Origin of the sequence: Thauera terpenica 58Eu, assembly GCF_000443165.1 — a bacterium.
GTDB classification, from domain to species: Bacteria; Pseudomonadota; Gammaproteobacteria; order Burkholderiales; family Rhodocyclaceae; genus Thauera; species Thauera terpenica.
In genome coordinates this window covers 1-350 of record NZ_ATJV01000014.1, presented here as the reverse complement: position 1 = coordinate 350, position 350 = coordinate 1, and the positions used below count along the sequence as shown (strand labels likewise).

The 350-nt window shown below is 66.0% G+C and carries 1 pseudogene; it reads right to left on the bottom strand.

The window, feature by feature from the left end:
- Positions 1 to 350: pseudogene (locus M622_RS0119805) on the bottom strand (IS1634 family transposase); the annotation flags it as partial.

Sequence of the window (350 nt, the reverse complement as noted above, 5' to 3'; positions counted from 1 at the left end):
GCGTGGAAGGGTTCGAGCAGGTCGATGAACTCGTTGTAACGCCGGCCCGGTACCGCGATGATGAATTCGAGCGGCTTGCCGCTGGCGAGCCGCACGGCCTTCAGCGCTTCCAGATTATCCAGGCTGAGCAGCCCCCGGTCGGCGACCAGCACCATGCGCTGCACCGACGGGAAACGCGAGAGCACCTTGGTGAGCGTCGGCAACAAGGTGCGGGTTTCGGCCGCATTGCCGTCGAACACCTCGTGGTAGATCGGCAGCCCTTCGGCGGTCTGCACCACGCCGAGCATGAACTGGCGGGCGATCAGCCCCTCCTTGGCCATGCCGTACTGGCGGATGTCGCCGGCCGTCTG